The sequence below is a fragment of the Sphingosinicella sp. genome (assembly GCF_013911755.1).
In the GTDB taxonomy this organism is placed as follows: domain Bacteria; phylum Pseudomonadota; class Alphaproteobacteria; order Sphingomonadales; family Sphingomonadaceae; genus Sphingosinicella.
Genome location: NZ_JACESP010000038.1, coordinates 1 through 15,490, shown reverse-complemented (window position 1 = coordinate 15,490; position 15,490 = coordinate 1). Strand labels below are relative to the sequence as shown.

Genomic DNA, 15,490 nt, shown 5'->3' with positions numbered 1-15,490 from the left:
CAAGCTCGCCGCCTAACATCAACCCCCAGACGAGGCCCGCACTCCGCTAATTTACGCCGCGAGTTGCGCCAAATGTTCTGACGACGGACAGCGTCGAATTGGCGGAGCTCTACCAGCCACTACATGTATACGAGAGGCATATCATGCCGGATACCGAGGGCGCAGGCATGTTCCGGGGGGCTCCCGCATTTCTTTGCGAGTTCGGGCCGGTCGGCGCTTCATTCGAAGTCGGCTATGTCGGCGACGGAAACATCAATGGTCCTAAAGGCGCGCGGGGAGGGCAGACTGGTGGTCGGGCGGGCCAATGGCTCAAACATCGGAATGGCGAGGTTCTGCCGCTTGAGGCCTGTGCCCAGATTGTCGTCGAAGCTGGCGAACGGATCGTATCGGTGGGATGCGGTGGCGGCGGCTATGGCGATCCCCGACGACGCGATCCGGAGCGCGTAGCTGCCGATGTTGCCGAAGGATTCATCTCCCGGGAGAGGGCGCAGAATATTTACGGAGTCAAATTTCTGGACGGCGGCGGCGTGGATGCTACCGCAACCTTGCACACACGGCAGCAGGCTGTGGAACTGAGCTGATCCCGTTCGATCTATTCATGGCCACCGTACGGCAAGCAGGAGATCTGTGATGAAGTCTAAAGTTTCGATTACCTGTGCCGTGACTGGCGGTGCCGACAATCGTTCCAGAAACCGCCATCTACCCGTTACGGCGGAGGAGATTGCGCGAGACGTTGCGGATGTCGCCGCGGCGGGTGCAACGATGGTGCACATTCATGTCAGGGATCCTGATACCGGTCTTGAATCGTGGAAAACTGATGATTTTATGCGCGTCGTTGATCTGATCCGTTGTCAGCGGACGGACATCATTATCAATCTCACATCCGCGATCGGTATGAGCCTCGCATTTGATCTTCAAAATCCCTCTAGGTTGGATGACGCGAAAACGGATTTCTGGGCGCCCGAGCGTCGGCTGCAGCATATTCGTGCAGCAAGGCCGGATGTCTGTTCGCTGGACGTGCCGATCATGAATTACGGCGATAGCGTATACTGTAACCTTCCAGCACACGTCGATTATATCGCTCGAGAGGTGCAAAAGATCGGAGTGAAACCGGAAATTGAATGCTTTTCCCCGGGAGACCTCTGGCGAACAAAAGAGTTCATTGACTCCGGCATATTCGATGCGCCACCGCTTATACAACTTTGCATGGGTGTGAAATACGGCATGCCCGCAACGACACGGGCGATGGTCGCGATGTGCGACATGCTTCCACAAGGGGCGGTCTGGGGCGCCTTTGGCATCGGTCGAGACCAGATGGCGATGGTCGCCCAATCAGTTATTCTGGGAGGCAATGTACGCGTTGGTCTGGAAGACAATCTCTATCTGGAGAAAGGCGTTCCGGCGACCAATGCACAGTTGGTACAGCGAGCGGCCGACATCATTGAGCGGATGGGCGCGCAGGTCGCCACGGTTGCGGAGGCTCGTGCCGAGCTTGGGTTGGTGGCATGATCTTCCCCAATGTCCCGACCGCAGGGGTTGATGGCTCTACGCACTGGCGCGAACGTCATGTCGTCGTTACTGCAGCTGCATCCGGCATAGGCTGGGAGATGGCTCGCACCTTCCTTGCGAATGGCGCCAGAGTTTCCATCTGTGACATCAGCCTTGATGCGCTTCGAGCGGCCCATCAAGCGGAGGAGGACGTTTTTACCATGCGCGCCGATCTCGGCGAGCCCGCCGATGTTGCACGCTTCATCGAGGCTGCGGTGGCGGCGCAGGGAGATGTCGATATCCTGATCAACAATGGCGGCGTGGCAGGCCCGATCGGGGCCGTGGAAGATTTAGATATTGTCGCTTGGGATCATGCCATACGTGTCAATCTTTCAGGTCCGTTCTATTGTGTACGTCAAGTCGTTCCCGCCATGAAAGCGGCCGGCGGGGGCGTCATCCTTAATGTTAACACGAGCAGTATTCGTACTGCGCCGCCAAACCGGTCGAACTATGTGGCGGGAAAGACCGGGCTTTCAGGATTAACTCGAACACTGGCCCGAGAACTCGGGCCTTATGGCATTCGTTGCAATGAAGTTCTTCCCGGTGCTGTGGATGGTGAACGCGCCCGCAGGATTTTCCAGGGTATGGCCGAAGCGTCCGGTCAAAGACTCGCGGCTGTGATTGAAGATGTGCAACGCTATATTTCCATGCGAACGATGGTAATGCCAAGTGATGTGGCAGCAATGGCTCTTTTTTTGTGTTCAGATGCCGCGCGCTTCATTTCAGGACAATCCATTGGCGTTTGCGGAAACGTTGAGTGGGAGTGACATTGGTAGGGAGAGTGGCCCATGCTTACGAATTCTACCATGCAATGGAAATGCGACTCCATGGGGCATATGAATACGCGATTTTTTGCTTCGCGCTTCGATGACGCCAACAATTGTTTTCTTCAAGCAATATGGGTCGTGTCACTCAATTAAATCAGACTGGCCGAGGTTAGGCAGTTCAAATGGGATTGGTTGATATTGCGTCAGCTGCTTAAGACGCCAATAGATTGTCTATGGCGTGTTGGCTTCAACTTACCCGGCATGCTTTCAGAGCAAGGCATACTGTCCAAAGAACTGGTCAGCTTAGTACACATCAAGACACGGCATTCGTATAACAACGCTAAGGGTAACCGCGATGCGCATTTGGAAAGGTATTGTCGCGACAGTTGTTTGGACGGTCTTCATGAGGTTGCCCGTGAGCGCAAGCGCGCAGCAATCCGACGTGGCGCAGGCGCTGAGTTTTGCACAAGCGTCGCAGCTGGCTGCCAACGGGGCTGGCGAAATCGTCTGGACTGTGGAGCAGGAGGGAATGCGCAGTGTTTGGCGTGCATCCGCGCCCGACTTCGCTGCCACGCGCGTAGCCGAATTCGAAGGCGATGATGGCTATCAGATATCTTCACTCTCAATCAGTGCGCGTGGCGATGTCATCGCCTTTGCACGTAACAGCGATCCGCTAGGTGCGAGCGAGCCGGTGAACGCAGCGAGTCGCGCATTGGGCGCGGCGGAGGAGATATGGGTGTCCACGCAACGTGGGGCCACGCGACAAGTGGCGCATGGGACGAAGCCTGTTCTCTCGCCAGATGGTACGAGACTCATCTTCAAGCGCGGCCGGAGTCTTCTTAGTCTCGATCTTACCCGGCGCGGCGCTGAACCGCGCTTGCTTATCAGCATGCGCGGCGATGCGGGTGGAGCGCGTTTTTCGCCCTCGGGCGAGAACATCGCATTCGTTCAGCGCCATCGCGCGGTCTCCTATTTGGGAGTCTACAATTTCGCCAGCGGTGCCGTGCATTGGATGGCGCCGAACTTGGCGCGCGACGCACTGCCTGTGTGGTCCCCTGACGGGCGTCGCGTTGCGTTTATCCGCATCGCCGGACGCCGCTTCGATGACGACTATCCGCTCGTGCTGTCTCCGTGGCCGTTCTCGATCTGGATAGCCGACGTTGCCACCGGGCAGGGCCGGGAGCTTTGGGCGTCACCGGGCGACGCTGGCGGTTTTGCGCAGGAGATTGGCCTGCCGCTCGCTTGGGCGGACGACAACAACCTCGTGTTCCAGTCGGAACATGATGGCTGGTTGCGCGCCTATCGGCTCAACGTGTCGAATGGCGCTGTGTCTCCGTTGACGCCAGGCTCGTGCGAGGTCGAACACGCCTCCATCGATCGTATGCATGGACAGCTGCTGACGTCTAACAATTGCGGCGACATTGATCGCCGCCACGTCTGGACGAGCGACATCGCTTCAGGCCAGTGGCGCCAGCTCACCAGCGGCGAACGCACCGACCTCAATCCTGTTAGCGCGGGCGGCGAGCAGATCGCCTTCATCGGCGGCGACTTCCAGACGCCATTGTCGGTGAGCGTTATCGCGCGCGCGGGCGGAGAGATCCGCCGCCTCGCGCCCTTTGACCAGGTCCCGACCTATATGGCAGAGGCATTCCAGCCGCCGCGTATGGTGCGTTTCACCGCAGCGGACGGTCAGCCCGTACACGGCTACGTATTTACGCCGCAGAATGTTCCCGCTGGGACTCACCCGCCCGCGCTCATCTTCGTACATGGTGGCCCGCACCGACAGATGCTGCCGGGCTGGCACGAGCTGAAATACTACAGCAACGCCTACGCCCTGAGCCAACTGGCGGCGCGGCGCGGCTTCATTGCGCTGGTGGTAAACTATCGTTCTGGCACCGGCTATGGTGCGGCGTTCCGCAACGCACCGCGACAAGGCCCGCAAGGCGGTTCCGAACATGCCGACATGCTTGCGGCGGCTGACTATCTCGTGCGCGAAGCAGGCGCGGATCGCGCGCGCATTGGCATCTGGGGTGGTTCGCACGGCGGCGTCGTTACCGCGTACGCGCTGGCGCACAATTCCGATGTGTTCGCAGCCGGTGCAGACATTCACGGCGTGCACGACTGGCCACGTTTCGGCTTCGAGCAATATGGCCTCGAGTCGGAAGCGTTCCCGCAAAGCTTTATCGACACGCTCCGTCGTTCCTCAGCCATCGATGCCATTGATGGCTGGCGTTCGCCTGTACTGATCATTACTGGCGACGATGACGAGGCTGTGGATGTTGATCAGTCCACAGACTTGGCCGCGCGTCTGCGTGAACGCGGCGTGCCAGTGGAAACGATGTTGCTTCCTAACGAAGGGCATGACTGGCGCCTGCACCGCACCTCTGTTCGCGTGGGCGAGGCGATACTCGACTTTTTTGAAAGTCGACTAGGCTCATCAAGTGTCCAAAGCGAATGAGTAATGGGGAATGACGCAAGGCGCTCGGCGTTTGCCCATTGGAACTCCGTGACGTTATGGGTCAAATTGCTGCCGCAGCTCAAATTCATCTCGGTTTGCATTTGATGGATCAGAAAATTGCTCCAACCTACCTTGGCGCAGCCCTTCTTGCTCATCGACAGCTTGACTTCGATTGCAGAGGGCTGCCTTTGAGAGGCCTCGGCGTTGTCATCCGGTCGCCTTTCTTGCTTCCGCAGGAGCGTATCAGAGGTGCGCACCCAATGGGGGGGGCAACAAGGCAACTCCTCAGGCGCGCGCGCGCCCAAGAGCCATGGTCAGGCAATGGACGCCACCGCCACCCAAAGTGAATTGGGTAATGTCGGTCTCAATAACGGTGAGGCCTGTCTCGCGCATGGTAGTACTTATTCTTCGATTGTGCGCGGCGGCAAGAACGCGGCGGTCACCTAGCGCGAGCACGTTTGCTCCGAGCCTGCGCATTTCCTTGTAGCTGACCGGGATGATGTGCACGCCGCGCGCGCCAATCCAATCCAGAAGGTCGTCATCGATGACGTCGATGCAGGCGAGAGCGGCGTCCTCAGCCACCATGCAGAAGTAGGTGTCGAGGTGTAGGAAGAATGGCTCGAAAGCGTGTAGATGTACATCCCAACCTTCGTCGCGGAAGGCTCGCGCGGCTTCGGCTGCGCCGGAAGGCATTGTACGCTCACCACTTACGCCGATGAGTGCAAGGCCAGGGCGCAACAAGCACACGTCACCACCTTCTATGCAGCCTGATGCAATACGCCGCCATAGGGGTATGCCGAGCGCGCGCGCATAATTTTCGACGGCATCCACTTCCGCAACGCGCTCTGGCATGGCCATGCGACAGCTCATCAGCCCCCAAGGCGTCATGACACTTGTGTCGCGCGTGAAGCAAAGATCGGGCAGGTCCGAACGCGGCGGGACTTCGTGCACCTTGGCGCCAATCGCCTCCAGCGTACGGCGCAGGCCTTCGTGTTGCCGCTTGGCGAGATCAAGGTCGAATCGCGCGCCATGACCCATCGCCTCACGCGCCACCGCACAATTGGGCAGCCATACATAGTGATCTGGCGAGCTGATCATTACGTCTGTCAGCACATCATAATCGCATGCTACGCCCCAAGTCATTGTGTTACCTCGACTGCTTCGCCCGTCAGCATGGGCTCGATCGCATCATAGAGGATTTGGCAGGCGAGGGTCGCGTGGTCACTGCGCATGTTCTCTGCTTCATTGTGGCTGACGCCGCCTTCGCACGGCGTGAAGAGCATCGCAGCAGGATAACGCAGTGCCAAGTGAAGCGCATCGTGTCCAGCGCCTGAGATCATGTCGATTGCGGCGATGCCGTTGTCCCTAGCGGCAGCGTGCAGCGCCTCCACCAAGGTGGGATCGAACTGTGTCGCTTCCATTCGCCAGATCGGATCGATCGAAATGTTGACACGGCGATGCGCTTCTATGCTGACAACCACCTCGCTAAGGCTGTCGATCATGGAGTCGAGGACGGTCTCATCGGGATGGCGCAGGTCAAGCCAGAGCGTCGCCGCGCCAGGAGCGACATTGCGCGCTGGGTTGGTGACCGCGATCTGCCCGGCGGTGGCGCGCCCGTGTGGCGCATTTTTTAGTGCAATTGACTCCGCCGCCAGCGCGATTTCAGCCGCTGCAAGCAGTGCGTCGCGCCGCATCGGCATGGGCGTAGGTCCGGCATGGTTGGAAAATCCATCAATTTGCACATCGAGCCAGCACACTGCTTGCGCGCCGATCACAATGCCGATGGGCACATCTTTCTGCTCGAGGATGGGGCCTTGCTCAATGTGTGGTTCGAAATAGGCTCGCACACCGCGGGCGGTACGATATGGGAGGGCCAATAATGCTGCGTCGGCGGCAAGGCTTTCGCTCAATGGTATGCTGGAGGCGTCAACCTGTGCCTTCATATCGTCTATGGCAAAGCGCTCCACGAACACACCTGAGCCCATCATGGGCGGTGCAAAACGCGCGCCTTCTTCGTTGGCCCAGACGGCGATCTCGAATGGTCTGCGCAGCGTGCGGTGACGTTCATGCAGCGTACGCGCAATTTCGAGCGCGCACATGACGCCAAAGGCGCCGTCGTACTTGCCACCCGAGACCTGCGTGTCGAGATGGCTCCCAACCATGATCGAGCCGAGCTCCGTATCGCCGGACGTCAGGGCAAACAGGTTGCCGATCGCGTCGCGTTCGACGCGCATGCCGATCGCGCGGCATTGTGCGACGAAATGCGCCCGCCCGGCGCGGTCCTCCGCTGTGAATGCGAGGCGGCGTACACCGCCCTGGGGTGTGGCGCCGATGCACGCAAGCTCCTGCAATGAGTGCCAAAGTCTGGCTCCGTCGACGCGACCGTCGTTTGCTGGCATGAAATGCGGTACTTTCGGATACGGTAGTTGATCAATATTAAACTGGCGCACCAATAAATGTCAATTATATTGAACGATTGTGAAAGTGAGACAGATGTCGCAACCCAACCCCGCCGTGCTTCCGCGCAGCATTGACCCGGTAGATGAATCGTTCGGACTTAGGTTGCGCCAGCTGCGTACAGAGCGCGGGCTCTCGCAGCGTGACCTGGCGCGGCTGTCGGGTGTCGCTAATACGACTATTTCATTAGTGGAAAAGGGCCGCATCAGCCCCTCGCTCAGTTCGATCAAGAAGATACTTGATGGTCTCGACACGACCCTATCAGCGTTCTTTTCCGACGACCTCACGCATGAACCCCAAACTTTCTATCGCCGTGCAGACTTAAAGAAACTCTCGGATGGTAAAGGAATTTCGCTCACCCAGATTGGTTGGGACATGGGCGAGCAGGCCATACAAATTTTCTGGGGTGTGTATGCTGTTGGTGGTGATACTGGCGCTGAAATGATGTCTCACGATGGCGAAGAAGGCGGATTTGTGGTCAAGGGTGTTTTCGAGGTCACCGTGGGAGGCGATGTCCAGGTTCTGAGCGCGGGGGACGCCTATTATTTCAGTAGCCGGAAGCCGCATCGGTTCCGTAATATCGGAGCGGAGGCTGGAGAGATCATCAGTGCGCAGAGTCCGCCGAGCGTATAGGTGAGGTGGGTACCCGGCCTCCGCCTGTGGTGAATCGCAAACATTTTGGTCTTGACGCCCCGTCGAAATGAAGCAAATAATGAACAATATTGGGGGCGCGATGGTCACACAGTATTTGGGCGCGGGTGCGCCGTTCCACGATCGTCCGGGCCGCATTTGGATGGACGGCTCGATGCGCCCTTGGCGCGAAGCGTCGCTGCACGTCCTTTCCCACGCCCTACATTATGCAAGTGCGGTGTTTGAAGGCGAGAAGGCTTATCGGGGGCGCGTCTTCGCACTGGAGCAGCACTCGCGCAGGCTTCGACGCTCGGCTGAACTGCTGGACTTCAACCTTCCCTACAGCGTCGAAGCACTTAGCGCGGCGACGCAGGAGGTTGTCGATCAATACGACGTGGAAGAGTTGTACGTTCGCCCCGTCGCGTGGCGCGGATCGGAGATGATGGGCGTCTCGGGTCAACGCAACACGATCCACGTCGCCATAGCTGCTTGGGCGACGCCGATGGCTCCCTCCCTTGATGAGCGCTTGCGTGGCGTCGCGCTTGATGTCTCACGCTGGGTGCGCATGGCGCCGAACATGGCACCCATCGCATCCAAGGCTGCAGGACTATATATGACGGGCACGCTGGCCAAGCACGCGGCGGAAGCAAAGGGATGCGACGACGCCCTGACTTTCGATTGCCGCGGCTTCGTCGCTGAGGCGACCACAGCCAATATCTTCGCTGTCATCGACGGCAAGCTGCGGACGCCGGGACCGGACTATATTCTCAGCGGCATTACCCGGCAAACCGTATTGGCTACCGCGCGCGCGCAAGGCTTGGAAGTGTGGGAAGGTGACATACACCCTTCAGAGTTGCAGCGCGCGAGCGAGGTCTTTCTAACCGGCACTGCTGCAGAAATCACTGCTGTACGCAGCATTGGCGCGCGCAGCTACACGCCAGGCGTCATTACTGAAGCGATTATGCGCGCTTATGATGAGGCTATCGGCCGTGGATGACATGTTGCGTGCGGGTGATATGGTCGTCGCGGCGCTGCGCGCTGAGGCAGTCGATACGGCCTTTGGTATTGTTGGTTCGCATGTCGTGGGCATCTATGATGCGCTACGTCGGGCGCCGTCAATTCGAGCGATTTCGGCTCGCCATGAAAGCACAGTGAGTTTTATGGCCGCGGCCTACGCGCGATTCACCGGACGTACGGGCGTTGGCGTCGTCACTGCAGGACCGGGTGTGCTGAACGCGATGAATGGTCTGGCTCAGGCGGCGCATTCGGGCTGGCCCGTGGTGCTACTGGCGGGAGGCGTGCCCTGCGGCGCCCAGGCGTTTGAACTTCATGCGCTTCAGCGCGAAGACTATTGTCGCGATGCCGTGGCACCACTTGTTAAATCCGCAGTGCGCGTGCGCACGCTGCAAGCGCTTGGGCCGACGCTCGCGGAAGCCTTCAGACTGGCGCGTTCGGGCAGGCCCGGCCCTACTTATGTTGAAATACCGCTTGATCTGTTTTCTGCGGATGCGGGCGGTGATTGGTACTATTCGCCGGTAGCGCCGACACTGTTGGGATTCGCTGAGGCCGAGATAACTGCCGCGCGTGCGGCGCTGAGGACTGCTGCGTATCCAGTGGTCGTGATTGACGCTGGCGCGGCGGAGGGCGTAGCTCGTGCTCTAGCGTTGGACATGGCTGAAGACACGGGCGCTCGCATTGCCGTCACGCGGGATGCGCTGGGTGCGGTCAGTGAGCAGCACCCGCTTTATATCGGCGTGGCACACGAACACATGTTTGGTTCGCAGGCTTTCGCTGCCATAAATGAGGCGGATATCTGTGTCCTCTTCGGCATCGACAGTGAAGCTGCGAATTATGAACGTATCGTCTCACGTGCAGCAGGACGTGTTCTACTCGTGAAGCGGCGCATGACGGGCGGCGTTGCAAGCTGCGACGCAAACCGCCTCGATATCGAGACTTCTCTTCGCAAAGTCGTTATAAATGCGAAGCCTTCGGACGCGAATCTGTTTGTAGAGACGCTCGCTGCGCTGCGCGCGCGTCTTGATATGGGCGCAATAACCGTCGTTGATGCTGGTAATCATGAAGTTTGGGCGCGTACCCTGCTACCCATTCATAACAGGCACAATTGCATTGGTGGCGGCGATTGGGCCAGCATGGGTTTTGCTTTGCCAGCAGCGCTTGCCGCGCGAGTGGCTGAGCCTCGTGAGCGTATTGTCTGTGTCACGGGTGATGGCTGTCTTTTGATGTCGCTAAGCGACCTCTCAACGCTTTTCGAGCTAGGCGGCCCTAGCTTGCTCATTGTGTTGAACGATTCGGAATACGGCATGATGTCCGATGTACAGGTGGCGCAGTTCGGTGCTGCTTATGAGGTCTGCCTGCCGCGGGTAGACTTCGCAGCCATGGCACGCGCTATGGGAGGGGATGGCGAGCGTGTCCTTGCTTCTACGGATCTAGCGCCCGCCCTAGACCGCGCGTTCGCCGCGAGCCGGCCGTTCGTACTTGATATTGTCTGCGAACGCCCATCCAATGAGTTGCTGGAGCATTTCCAACAAGCGATGGCCTTCCCCCTGAAAACTGGTCCTCTTTGACAGGTAGAGTTTCGGCTGTTTTGCGCTTGAAAGGAGCGGAGAATGGCACGGAAAAACTGCATAGCAGAGCAGGTCATCGGGATGCTGCGGGAGGCCGAGGTACGGCTTTCCGGGGGTGAGAAGACGGGGGCGATATGCCGTGGTCTGGGCATCTCGGAGCAGAGCATTTACCGCTGGCGGTGTGAATATGGCGGGTTGAAGGTGACGCAGGCGGCACGTCGGAAGTCTCTGGAGAAGGAGAACTCGCGGCTCAGGAAGGCGGTGTCCAACCTGACGCTGGATGCGCTGATCCTGAAGGAGGTCATCGAGGGAAAGTACTGAGCCCCTCGCGACGCTGCGCTGGTATTGCCCATGCGTGTGCGAAGCTCGGCGTGTCCGAGCGTCGTGCGCGCCGGGCCATCGGCCTACACCGTTCGACTCAGCGCCGTCCTGCGCCGCCACGATCGGATGAGAAGCGCCTGACGGCAGACATAGTCCGGCTCGCTTCTGATTATGGTCGCTATGGCTATCGGCGGATCACCGCTTTATTGCGGCGTGAAGGGTGGAAGGTGAATGCCAAGCGGGTCGAACGCATCTGGCGTCGCGAGGGGCTGCCTTCTCCTCCTCCCACAACGCGCGTAGGCTGGAAGCGTAATACAATTAAGGCGGCGATAAGGTGGATGTCTCGTTTTATCCTCGCGCAATGGCAAGCCTGGTGGAATGCTCAAAGAGATCAAGTTCCCGACGGGCGCTCACTGAGCGCCTGGTGACAACAGATGTCACAGTCGCAAACCGTGCGCGAGGCCCTGCAGATATCGGGCCGGTCGCGTTCCCCCGGGCATTGCTGAACCGAACGTGCCGCATCAATATTCCGGTTTATTTTGGAGCGACTCCGGGCTGCCTGACCCGCTTGTGCACAATGCGATCATCAGCGACGATCCTGGAATGATGAAGGCGTCACGGCCAAATTAAGAACATCGACAAGATCGAGCAGCAGATATTTTGCCTATGGCCCTGCCTACCTTTCGCTCCGCCCAATAAGTCCTAAATTGTTGATGAATACAAAATAATACTCAGAGTGGCGGGTTTGGGGGCGCTTTTCAGGCCAAATCCACCGTACTAAGCAACACAACCGGACCGATCATCGTGGGCAGTCTGAAACATTTTGGAGAAGATCCCTTGGTATCGGCTGGGATATCATAATCACTCTCAGCTTTACTTAAATAGAACAACAGAACAAAAGCTGAACTCGAGTCCGATCATCGACCGTCCGTGACGATCAGGCGGCGGATTTCGTTCCGTCAGCGCTGCGCAACTCATGTGCCACAGGGAGGAAGAGGAGGGGCTCCTGGCGCGGGATGCTGCCGGGAAGACCTTGCACGTAAAAAATCAAACGCTCGAATGCAGGGGCTGGACAGCGCAACATCGCTGTGACGGCACTGCAATTCGGCATGAAATGCCCGGCATCGGGTTTACCGTAGGGAGGATAAGGCCAAGCCATACGGAGGGAGACACCGATGACGAATGGAACCATGCCTCGCATTTTGCGACGGTCAATTTGTGCTGCGACAATTGCTGCAACCATGACCATTTCGGTTGCCGCCAACGCGCACGGTATTTGGTTTGCGCAGCGCGCCAAACAGCTAGCGCTGATCTATGGCGTGGGGGCTGACGACCTCGATATGGTGCGGCGCCTTCCGCAGGTGGAGAGCATTGCCGCCTACGACGCGGAATACCGCCCGATCAACTCTGCGGCGCGCATTGCCGGGGCGATCGTGCTGATCGATTCCGATGCCCAGCCGACGCTGGTCGCTGCGGTGATGCCCTATGGCGTGTGGTCCCGCGTAGGCAATGGCGATTTCGAGAAGAAGACGCTGTTGGAAATGCCGAACGCCACATTTTCCACCAGGAACGTGAAATACGCCGTCACCATCCAGGGCCCGCTGAGCAAACCGATTCCCGCGCTGGCCGGCCATACGCTGCAGGTCGTGCCAGTGGGGGACATTCCCGCAACTCTGGGAACGCCGATGACCTACCGCGTGCTGTATAACGGCGCGCCGCTGGCCGGGGCAAGGGTGATCAACGATCTCGTCAACGATCCCGATGCCAAGCCACTGCTTTCAGCGGCAGACGGAACGGTCACCCTGCCCGTGCGCAACCAGGGCCTCAATGTAGTCCTCGCGGTTTATGACGGGCCGAGCGACAATCCCAAACTTTACGGCCAGGTCGAGCATTCTGCGACTCTCGCATTCACTTTGCCCCACCTCCCGGAATGAGGAGAATCCCCATGAAACGCGCATTGACCATTCTTGCAGGCTTGTCGCTTGCCTGTGCTCTGCCAGCATCCGCTCTGGCGCACGGTTCCACCAAACCGCAACATGGCGGGGTCGTGCAGATGAATGGCGAAACGCTGTTCGAGCTGGTGCGGGCGCCCGCGGGTGTGTCGCTTTATGTCATCGATGAGGACGAGCCGGTCGTGGCCAGCGGCATGACTGCGCGGCTGAGCATCACCGCCGGCGGCAAGCGGCAGGACGTTGCCATGGTTCCGGGCAAAGGCAACCAGTTCGTGGCCAAGGGGCTCACCCTGCCTGCTGGGGCCAGTGTTGGCGTGCAGGTAATCAACCAGGCGACGAAGGCACGCTACGGCACCACATTCACCATCAAGTGATGCTGGCAGGCGCCCACGCGGGAACAGGTCTTGTGTGGGCGCGGGGGGAGGGACGATGACACACACCGGCAATCCAGCCTGGGCCATCAAGGCAGCCTTTCTGCTCGCCTTGGCTTTACTGGCGCTACCGTTCGAGGCGCTGGCCCACGGCGTCGCCGACAGCGACAAGGCCTTCATCCAGGCCAACCCAGGCATCAATATCCTCCCCTTCGCCTACCTTGGCGCCAAACACATGGTGACAGGCTATGATCACCTGCTGTTCCTGTTTGGCGTTATCTTCTTTCTTTACCGGCTGAAGGACGTCTGGGTCTATGTGACCCTGTTCGCGGTGGGCCACAGCGTTACCCTGCTGACAGGCGTGATGTTCAATATCCAAGCGAACCCCTATCTGGTTGACGCGATAATCGGCCTTTCCGTGGTCTACAAAGCGCTCGACAATTTGGGCGCGTTCCCAACGCTACTGGGCGCGGAGCCCAATCAAAAGGCGGCGGTTTTGATTTTCGGACTTTTTCACGGCTTCGGCCTTGCCACAAAGTTGCAGGACCTGATCGCCTCGCCCAGCGGCTTGCTGGTCAATCTCATCAGCTTCAATGTCGGAGTCGAGGCCGGACAGGTGCTGGCGCTCAGCATCATCCTCATCCTGATGACCCTGTGGCGAGGCCGCCCAAGCTTCAAGCGCGGGATACTCCCCGCAAACGCCCTGCTGATGTGCGCGGGGCTTGTCCTCACCGGCTATCAGATGGCGGGCTATTTCATGGAGGGAACCGCATGACGACGACTGCCACGCAATTGCCCTATCAGGCATCGCCTCGCGCGCTGGCCCGCGCATCCATTGCTGCTTCGGCGGCAGCGGCGGCCGTATTGCTCCTGTTCGTGCTGCCAGCCGAATGGGGGATCGACCCCACAGGTGCAGGCAAGGCCATGGGGCTGACGCGCATGGCGCAAATGGACGAGATGGAGGATGAGGGAGAGGCGCTTGATGCTTCCGCCGCCGCCACCCTGACTATCGTGCCCCAAATCAAGGAAAACATCGCCACGTCCGCCGCCTGGCGCAGCGACGAGAAGACGGTTACCCTCGCGCCGCACAGCGGCATCGAAATCAAGGCCCACATGGCCAAAGGCGATCGCCTCGTCTTCCGCTGGGCCGCCAATGGCGGCGCGGTTCGCATGGACATGCATGGCGAGCCGACGAAGGGCAAGGAAGGCGAATTCAGCACCTATTGGAAGCAGAAGGAACTGACCGAAGCGCAGGGGTCATTCACCGCACCCTATGATGGGACGCATGGCTGGTACTGGCGCAATGGTGGTGAAGTCCCCGTCACGATCATGTTGAAAACCGCAGGATTCTATAAGGATTTGTTCGAGCCGCCAGCCGAATGAACTCGGCCTGAGTCGCGGGAAGCGGGAGGATGGCCATGACTGTCACGGCGAAAGCAGGCCCTTCCGATGCCCCCTCTACGGCCTGGTCATGCTGGTCGACTATGTCCGTGAGACACTCTTCATGCACTTTCAGGTGACCGATCGGGTCGATGCTTCCACATCGGTCCCGGCCTGTCTGCTTTCCACTTTCTACGCGCTGACTCTCCGCTGAGCGCACCGGGCAGCGAAAGCACAGAGTTGACGAGGTTGCAGATTCAAAGCCTGTAAACCTCCGTACTCAATAAAATGCATGACGCGTTCAGCCTAATCTGCTGTGCTAGGGCGATCGCGTCAACTTTACGTGGCACCTTCTGACGGACACCGTCTTCAACGCGCCTGACGGTGCGCGTTGTTGTTTGCGGCCTCCGCCTAAGCACTACCGGAAAAGGCCCTTCATTTGGCCGCCCATGCCGCCAAAATTGCCAGCATGGTAAATCGCGGCACAATGCGCGGTGGGTGACCTGACTTCACTACAATCCGCCGCCGTACGGGCCCTTTTCGGTGCAAGATTCTTCAGCGCGCCCATAATCTGCCGAGAGGGAGTAAGAGAACCGTCCTTCGAGCAGAGGGAGCTCCAGGCGGCGGGAAACACCGATACCGCATCTCGAGATGCACTTGGCCAACATCGCCAAATATAGGGGGGAACTATGACACGACAATCAGCATTCCGGGCAGCCCTGGCCACCAGCGTGGCGCTGATGGCGCTGCCGACCGCCGTCGCTGCGCAGGACGCCGACAGCACCGCTGTCGATGACACCATCGTCGTCTCTGGTCAGCGTCAGGCCTATCGCGGTGATGTGCCTATCAAGGAGACACCGCAGAGCATCCAGGTTCTCGATGCAAAGATTATGACCGATCTGAATATCACGCGTCTGGATACCGCGCTCGAGTGTTCCCCGTCAGCGCCAATGGCACAGATTTGAGGTTGTGATTTGAGGAGGGTTGGGTCTTCGTCGCAGTGACGAAGGAACGAAGATGA

General features: G+C 59.1%; 14 protein-coding genes and 1 pseudogene. 13 read left to right on the top strand and 2 right to left on the bottom strand.

Annotated elements, in window-relative coordinates; translation table 11 throughout:
* The first annotated feature begins 77 nt into the window (after nt 1-77).
* The 4 genes from H2052_RS17435 to H2052_RS17420 all read left to right on the top strand — a co-directional run bounded on the left by H2052_RS17435 (nt 78) and on the right by H2052_RS17420 (nt 4,773).
* Nucleotides 78-581: a hydantoinase B/oxoprolinase family protein gene (locus H2052_RS17435; protein ID WP_293784724.1), complete on the top strand. Its 504-nt coding sequence runs from the start codon at nt 78-80 to the stop codon at nt 579-581.
* A gap of 49 nt (nt 582-630) precedes the next feature.
* Complete coding sequence (locus H2052_RS17430) at nt 631-1,509, top strand: 3-keto-5-aminohexanoate cleavage protein (protein WP_293784718.1); 879 nt, start codon at nt 631-633, stop codon at nt 1,507-1,509.
* A complete protein-coding gene (locus H2052_RS17425) occupies nt 1,506-2,315 on the top strand; it encodes an SDR family oxidoreductase (protein WP_293784714.1) in 810 nt (269 codons plus the stop codon). Before H2052_RS17430 ends, H2052_RS17425 begins: the two co-directional genes overlap by 4 nt.
* 355 nt (nt 2,316-2,670) lie before the next feature.
* Nucleotides 2,671-4,773, top strand: coding sequence for a prolyl oligopeptidase family serine peptidase (locus H2052_RS17420; protein WP_293784710.1), 2,103 nt, complete (start codon nt 2,671-2,673; stop codon nt 4,771-4,773).
* A 285-nt stretch (nt 4,774-5,058) separates the two neighbouring features.
* On the opposite strand, the gene H2052_RS17415 is transcribed toward H2052_RS17420, so the two are convergent.
* Nucleotides 5,059-5,886: an arginine deiminase family protein gene (locus H2052_RS17415; protein ID WP_293784707.1), complete on the bottom strand. Its 828-nt coding sequence runs from the start codon at nt 5,884-5,886 to the stop codon at nt 5,059-5,061.
* A 26-nt stretch (nt 5,887-5,912) separates the two neighbouring features.
* Nucleotides 5,913-7,223, bottom strand: a complete 1,311-nt coding sequence (locus H2052_RS17410; RefSeq protein ID WP_293784704.1) for an allantoate amidohydrolase — start codon at nt 7,221-7,223, stop codon at nt 5,913-5,915.
* A 43-nt stretch (nt 7,224-7,266) separates the two neighbouring features.
* Between H2052_RS17410 and H2052_RS17405 the strand changes: the two genes are divergently transcribed.
* The 9 genes and pseudogenes from H2052_RS17405 (at nt 7,267) to H2052_RS17365 (ending at nt 15,434) form a co-directional block, all read left to right on the top strand.
* Nucleotides 7,267-7,863, top strand: a complete 597-nt coding sequence (locus H2052_RS17405) for a cupin domain-containing protein (protein WP_293784701.1) — start codon at nt 7,267-7,269, stop codon at nt 7,861-7,863.
* A 79-nt stretch (nt 7,864-7,942) separates the two neighbouring features.
* Complete coding sequence (locus tag H2052_RS17400; protein WP_293784698.1) at nt 7,943-8,857, top strand: branched-chain amino acid aminotransferase; 915 nt, start codon at nt 7,943-7,945, stop codon at nt 8,855-8,857.
* A gap of 1 nt (nt 8,858) precedes the next feature.
* Complete coding sequence (locus H2052_RS17395; RefSeq protein WP_293784721.1) at nt 8,859-10,445, top strand: thiamine pyrophosphate-binding protein; 1,587 nt, start codon at nt 8,859-8,861, stop codon at nt 10,443-10,445.
* A 42-nt stretch (nt 10,446-10,487) separates the two neighbouring features.
* Nucleotides 10,488-11,038 (top strand): annotated as a pseudogene (locus H2052_RS17390) (IS3 family transposase); the annotation flags it as partial.
* A gap of 903 nt (nt 11,039-11,941) precedes the next feature.
* Nucleotides 11,942-12,700, top strand: a complete 759-nt coding sequence (locus tag H2052_RS17385) for a DUF4198 domain-containing protein (RefSeq protein ID WP_293784695.1) — start codon at nt 11,942-11,944, stop codon at nt 12,698-12,700.
* Between the two features lie 11 nt (nt 12,701-12,711).
* Entirely contained in the window at nt 12,712-13,092 is a 381-nt protein-coding gene (locus tag H2052_RS17380) for a hypothetical protein (protein WP_293784693.1), read from the top strand.
* 55 nt (nt 13,093-13,147) lie between these two features.
* Entirely contained in the window at nt 13,148-13,864 is a 717-nt protein-coding gene (locus H2052_RS17375) for a HupE/UreJ family protein (RefSeq protein WP_293784690.1), read from the top strand.
* Complete coding sequence (locus tag H2052_RS17370) at nt 13,861-14,472, top strand: hypothetical protein (RefSeq protein ID WP_293784687.1); 612 nt, start codon at nt 13,861-13,863, stop codon at nt 14,470-14,472. The genes H2052_RS17375 and H2052_RS17370 overlap by 4 nt, the downstream gene beginning before the upstream one ends.
* 686 nt (nt 14,473-15,158) lie before the next feature.
* Nucleotides 15,159-15,434, top strand: a complete 276-nt coding sequence (locus H2052_RS17365; RefSeq protein ID WP_293784684.1) for a hypothetical protein — start codon at nt 15,159-15,161, stop codon at nt 15,432-15,434.
* Nucleotides 15,435-15,490: the final 56 nt, after the last annotated feature.

Coding starts and splice junctions, on each gene's coding strand:
- H2052_RS17430 (WP_293784718.1), top strand. CDS start 631: ATGAAGTCTAAAGTTTCGATTACCTGTGCCGTGACTGGCGGTGCCGAC.
- H2052_RS17425 (WP_293784714.1), top strand. CDS start 1,506: ATGATCTTCCCCAATGTCCCGACCGCAGGGGTTGATGGCTCTACGCAC.
- H2052_RS17420 (WP_293784710.1), top strand. CDS start 2,671: ATGCGCATTTGGAAAGGTATTGTCGCGACAGTTGTTTGGACGGTCTTC.
- H2052_RS17405 (WP_293784701.1), top strand. CDS start 7,267: ATGTCGCAACCCAACCCCGCCGTGCTTCCGCGCAGCATTGACCCGGTA.
- H2052_RS17400 (WP_293784698.1), top strand. CDS start 7,943: ATGAACAATATTGGGGGCGCGATGGTCACACAGTATTTGGGCGCGGGT.
- H2052_RS17395 (WP_293784721.1), top strand. CDS start 8,859: ATGTTGCGTGCGGGTGATATGGTCGTCGCGGCGCTGCGCGCTGAGGCA.
- H2052_RS17385 (WP_293784695.1), top strand. CDS start 11,942: ATGACGAATGGAACCATGCCTCGCATTTTGCGACGGTCAATTTGTGCT.
- H2052_RS17380 (WP_293784693.1), top strand. CDS start 12,712: ATGAAACGCGCATTGACCATTCTTGCAGGCTTGTCGCTTGCCTGTGCT.
- H2052_RS17375 (WP_293784690.1), top strand. CDS start 13,148: ATGACACACACCGGCAATCCAGCCTGGGCCATCAAGGCAGCCTTTCTG.
- H2052_RS17370 (WP_293784687.1), top strand. CDS start 13,861: ATGACGACGACTGCCACGCAATTGCCCTATCAGGCATCGCCTCGCGCG.
- H2052_RS17365 (WP_293784684.1), top strand. CDS start 15,159: ATGACACGACAATCAGCATTCCGGGCAGCCCTGGCCACCAGCGTGGCG.